2 protein-coding genes are annotated in these 5,347 nt (G+C 48.4%); both read left to right on the top strand.

The window, feature by feature from the left end; genetic code table 11:
• A partial coding sequence (locus A1359_RS02265; RefSeq protein WP_232322080.1) for a chemotaxis protein CheB occupies positions 1-3,018 on the top strand: 3,018 nt, incomplete at its 5' end.
• Positions 3,019-3,056: 38 nt separating this feature from the next.
• Positions 3,057-5,261 carry a putative bifunctional diguanylate cyclase/phosphodiesterase gene (locus tag A1359_RS02260; RefSeq protein ID WP_066977397.1) on the top strand — a complete coding sequence of 735 codons (2,205 nt, stop codon included), beginning with the start codon at positions 3,057-3,059 and terminating at the stop codon, positions 5,259-5,261.
• The last annotated feature ends 86 nt before the right edge of the window (positions 5,262-5,347 follow it).

Genomic DNA, 5,347 nt, shown 5'->3' with positions numbered 1-5,347 from the left:
TATAGCCCCCCCCCCCCCGCGCGCTTGATTAAATTGCTGGAGCCCACATTGACTCGCAAAACCAAAACACCACTCGCAGATTCTAATGTGTCAAATACAGCCCCTGCATTACCAGTGGTTGACTTCCCTATTGTGGGCATTGGCGCTTCAGCTGGTGGCTTGGCAGCGTTTGAGGCTTTTTTCTCCGGCATGCCGGTGGATACCGATCCGAATATGGCGTTTGTGTTGGTGCAACATCTGGCGCCGGATCACAAAAGCCTGTTGTGCGAACTTTTAAAACGCTTTACCAAAATGCAGGTTTTTGAAGTGGTGGACGGTATGACAGTAAAACCCAACTGTGCATACATCATTCCGCCTAACCGTAATATGGCCTTATTCAACGGCAGGCTGCAATTACTGGAACCCGCCCAACCACACGGCCAACGGTTACCGATCGACTTTTTCTTCCGGACTCTGGCAGACGATCTGCGCGAACGCGCCATTTGCATTGTGCTGTCCGGTAGCGGCAGTGATGGTAGCCAGGGTGTTAAAGCGGTGAAAGCCGCCGGCGGCATGGCGATGGCACAAACGCCGGAAACCACCGAATACGCTAGTATGCCGCAAAGCGCCATTGCCACCGGGCTAGTAGATTTTGTATTGCCACCTGCAGAAATGCTGCCACAACTGCTGGCCTATAAACAGCATGCTTACGTTAAGGGAAAAACCTTAAGTCCAGCCACCCCGAATACAGAAGATGTTTTAAGCAAACTGTTCGTGTTGCTTAGAGTGCAAACTTCGCATGATTTTTCTTTGTACAAACGCAATACCATCATACGCCGGGTGGAACGGCGCATGGCAGTGCACCAGATTAATCAAATCAGTGATTACCTGCATTTCTGCCAACAAACACCTGCCGAAATAAACGCCTTGTTTCGTGACTTATTGATTGGGGTTACCCAGTTTTTCCGTGACCCGGAGGAATTTAAAGCCTTGGAAACTCAAGTGATTCCGCGCTTGTTTGCCGATAAGCCGGTCGGTAGCGATTTACGCTTATGGGTGGCTGGTTGCTCAACAGGGGAGGAAGCCTATTCCCTGGCTATTTTGCTGCAAGAGCAAATGGACCAATTAAAAACCAATCTGAAGGTACATCTATTTGCTACCGATATTGATAGTCGTGCCATAGAAACCGCACGCATAGGACTTTATCCAGCCAGCATCGAAAAAGATATTTCGGCGGAGCGATTAGCGCGATTTTTTAGCAAACAGTCCGATGGCAGCGGTTATCGAATACAAAAAAAAATCCGCGATTTACTGGTGTTTTCTGAACAAGATCTGATAAAAGACCCGCCATTTTCCCGGCTGGATTTGATCAGTTGTCGGAATGTAATGATTTATCTCAGCGGCGAGCTGCAAAAAAAATTGCTGCCGTTATTTCATTATGCGTTGAATCCGGGCGGCTTTTTGTTTTTAGGCACCTCCGAAAGCATCGGCGATTTTAGCTCGAAGTTTGACATGCTGGATCGCAAAGCAAAACTGTATCAGCGCAAAGAACAGCTATCTCAAAGTTATCGCTTGCCGACTGGTAAGTCCATTCCAACATTGCCGGTCAATGTAGCTCGAACGACAGGATTGGTGACTGCGGAAAGCAAATTGTCGCTACGTGAAATTACCGAACGCGCTTTGCTGCAGCACTTTGCCGCAGTCGCGATGTTGATTACTGCGCGCGGTGAAATTTTGTATTTGCATGGTCGCAGCGGTCGTTATCTTGAGCCGGCGCCGGGCGAGGCAGGCATGAATATCTTGCGCATGGCCCGCGAAGGCTTGGGAGCCAGCTTAAACAAAGCCTTGCAACAAGCGGTTGTAAAACATGAATTGGTCTTTGTGCCGGGTCTGCAGGTAAAAACCAATGGTGATTTCACGGCTGTCGATTTGACAATCTGCCCGTTGGCCGGCTCATTGAACAAGCCTGAGCAAGCAACGTTGTTTCTGGTTATTTTGTCGGATGCAAAAACAATAGCCCAACCTATTACTGATGCCGGCTCGGTTATCAAAGCCGAGCCAGTGAACACCAATGCCAACATTCTGAGTTTGCAGCAGGAATTGCGCACCAAAGAAGACTATCTGCAAAGTAATATTGAAGAACTGGAAACCTCCAATGAAGAGCTGAAATCTGCCAATGAAGAAATGCAGTCTATCAATGAAGAATTGCAATCGGCCAATGAGGAACTGGAAACTTCCAAAGAAGAGTTGCAATCGGTAAACGAAGAACTCAGCACTGTTAACAGCGAATTTCAATCCAAACTGGTTGATTTGGCACGGGCGAATAACGACATGAACAACTTGTTGTCCAGTACTGATATTGGTACCATTTTTGTCGATCATCACTTGCTGATATCGCGCTTTACCCCATCCGTGACGCAGGTGATTAATTTGATACCCAGCGATATCGGTCGACCGATAGGGCATATCGTGTCAAATTTACCGGGCTATACTTCTTTAGTGGCAGACCTGCTAGCGGTACTGGATAACTTGGTGCCTAAGGAAATTGAAGTACAAACGCAGGCCGGTCGCTGGTTTTTGTTGCGAATCCGGCCTTATCGGACCCTGGAAAATGTCATCGAAGGCGCTGTGATTACTTTTGTCGACATCAGCGAGCTCAAACAGGCTCAAAGCCAGTTGCAGGAGACCTTATCCATTCGGCATCTGGCTGCGGTGGTGAGAGATGCCCGCGATGCGATTTTGATGCTGGCTATGGACGGTTCCATTCTGGCCTGGAACCCCGCGGCACAGGGTATGTACGGTTGGACAGAAGCGGAGGCTTTACAGAAAAACATAGCGGAATTAGCCCCGGAAACCTTACGTCAGGAAGCTTTTGAAATTGTGCAGAGCCTGAGTTTTGCGGAAAATTTGGCGCCCTACCAGACTCAACGCCTCAATAAACAAGGCCAATTGTTGTCGGTCCGGATTAGTGCCACGGCACTGCTGAACCAGGCTGGGGAAGTGTATGCCATTACCACTACCGAACGTCTATGCAAATAAGAAAAACAACTGGATGCTGATTTGAATGGAGCGCGCAGATGAAAAAACAAACCGATGTTATTGCTCAACAAAGTGAAGTAGCCACAAATAAAATTCAGGCCGGTTTAACCTCGGCCGAAGTTGAGCAATTGGTGCATAACTTAAAAGTGCATCAAATCGAGCTGGAAATGCAAAACGATGAATTGCGTAAAACTCAAGCTGAACTGGAGTTGCTGCGTGCGCGCTATTTTGATTTATATGCCATGGCACCGGTGGGCTATTTAACCCTGACTGCAGCGGGTTCGATTCAAGAAGCCAATCTGATGGCAGCCAACTTACTGGGTGTAACCCGTAATCTATTGGTCAAGCGCCTGTTTTCCAGTTTTATCCTGCCTGCCGATCAGGATAAATTTTATTTACTTCGTAAACAGCTGTTGCAAAGTAACGGACCGCAAACGTTGGAACTGCGCCTCGTGCGACCCTATGGACTACCCTACTGGATCCAACTGGAAACGAATTTGATACCGGGTGGCGGTGATCATGAAATGTTTCGGCTAGTGATTAGCGACATCAACCAACTTAAAGCCATGGAGCAGCGGTTACGACAATCCGCAGCCATGTTTGAAAGTGCCCGCGAAGGTGTGATGGTTGTCGATGCAGACGAGTGCATTTTAATCGTCAATCGGGCTTTTTGCGATCTGACTGGCTATTCCTCACAAGAAGCCTTGGGCCAAACCCCACGATTGTTGCAGTCCGGACGGCAGAATAAGGCTTTTTATGCGCAAATGTGGGCTCAAATCGAAACCACTGGTTACTGGCAGGGTGAAATTTGGAATCGACGTAAGAGTGGTGAAGTCTATCCACAATTACTCAGCATCTCGGCTGTAAAGGATCAAAACCAGCAGCTAACACATTATGTCGGGGTATTTTCCGATATCAGCCAACTTAAGGATGCCGCTGAAAAACTGGATTACCTGGCGCACCACGACCCCTTAACCGGCTTACCCAATCGTTTGCTGTTGTTTGCCCGTCTGGAACATAGTCTGGAAGTGGCTCGCCGTGATCGTAAATCTTTGGCGCTACTGATGCTGGATCTGGATCGATTTAAAGATGTGAATGACAGTTACGGACATTTAGCCGGTGATGAATTGTTGCAATTGGTGGCTGAACGTTTGACCAGTCGCTTGCGCGGTATTGATACCGTCACCCGTTTGGGCGGCGATGAGTTTGCGTTATTGCTGGAAGATTTGAGTCATCCGCAAGATGCAGCGTTGGTGGCGGCAGAAATTATAGAGGCGCTTTCCGACCCCTGGCGATTGTCTATGGGGGTTGAAGTGCGTATTGGTACAAGTATTGGTATTAGCTTGTATCCACAGCATGGCAGCAGTTCGGAAGTATTATTACAACACGCGGATGCAGCACTCTATCTGGCCAAAGATGAAGGCAGGGGGATTTTTAAATATTTTTCCGATGATCTGACTATTGCTGCCCGTCGACGGTTGAATTTGGAAGCCTTGTTGCGTCGCGCCTTGGCCAATCAAGAGTTAAAGCTATATTACCAGCCGCAAGTCGATATTGCCTCCGGTCGTATCATAGGTGCCGAAGCCTTATTGCGCTGGCAGCATGAGGTGGAAGGTTTTATCCCCCCCGATCAGTTTATTCCTGTTGCTGAAGAAACCGGCTTGATTGCTGAGATTGGTGAATGGGTGTTGCGCGAAGCCTGTCGGCAAGGACATGCTTGGATAGCAGCAGGCTTGCCGGTGTTGAAATTGGCAGTGAATCTCTCTTCGCACCAGTTCCGGCATGGCGACATCTGCGCTACCCTGAAAACCGTGTTACAAGACACAGGCTTTCCAGCACAACGTCTGGAACTGGAATTGACCGAAAGTGCTTTGATGGAAAGAGAAGCAGAAGCCGTGCTGATATTGCAAAAAATGCGAGACTTGGGGGTTGGTCTGGCGATTGACGATTTTGGCACCGGCTATTCATCACTAGCCTATCTAAAGCGCTTTCCGCTGGATGTGCTGAAAATTGATAAAGCCTTTATTACAGACATACCGCAAAATGAAGACGACAAGGAAATCGCTGCTGCCATTATTGCCATGGCACACATATTACGTTTAAAAGTGCTGGCAGAAGGGGTTGAGACCGAAGAACAAATCGCATTTTTGCAGCGCACAGGTTGCGACCTTTATCAGGGCTATTACATGAGCCCCGCACTACCAGCGACAGATTTTGCAGCGTTAGTACAGCGGACAGCTTAGGCGGATTTAAGCTGTAAAACCCGCATGGCGCCAGACGGGTGGTGCTAAACCATAGCGGCTTAGCATAGTAAGGAATGCGCATGAAA

The sequence above is a fragment of the Methylomonas lenta genome (assembly GCF_001644015.1).
Taxonomy (GTDB): Bacteria; Pseudomonadota; Gammaproteobacteria; order Methylococcales; family Methylomonadaceae; genus Methylomonas; species Methylomonas lenta.
This window is presented reverse-complemented; position numbering and strand designations above follow the sequence as displayed.

Bases quoted from the DNA above. Each gene is read 5' to 3' on its own strand.
- A1359_RS02260 (WP_066977397.1), top strand. From the start codon at position 3,057: ATGAAAAAACAAACCGATGTTATTGCTCAACAAAGTGAAGTAGCCACA.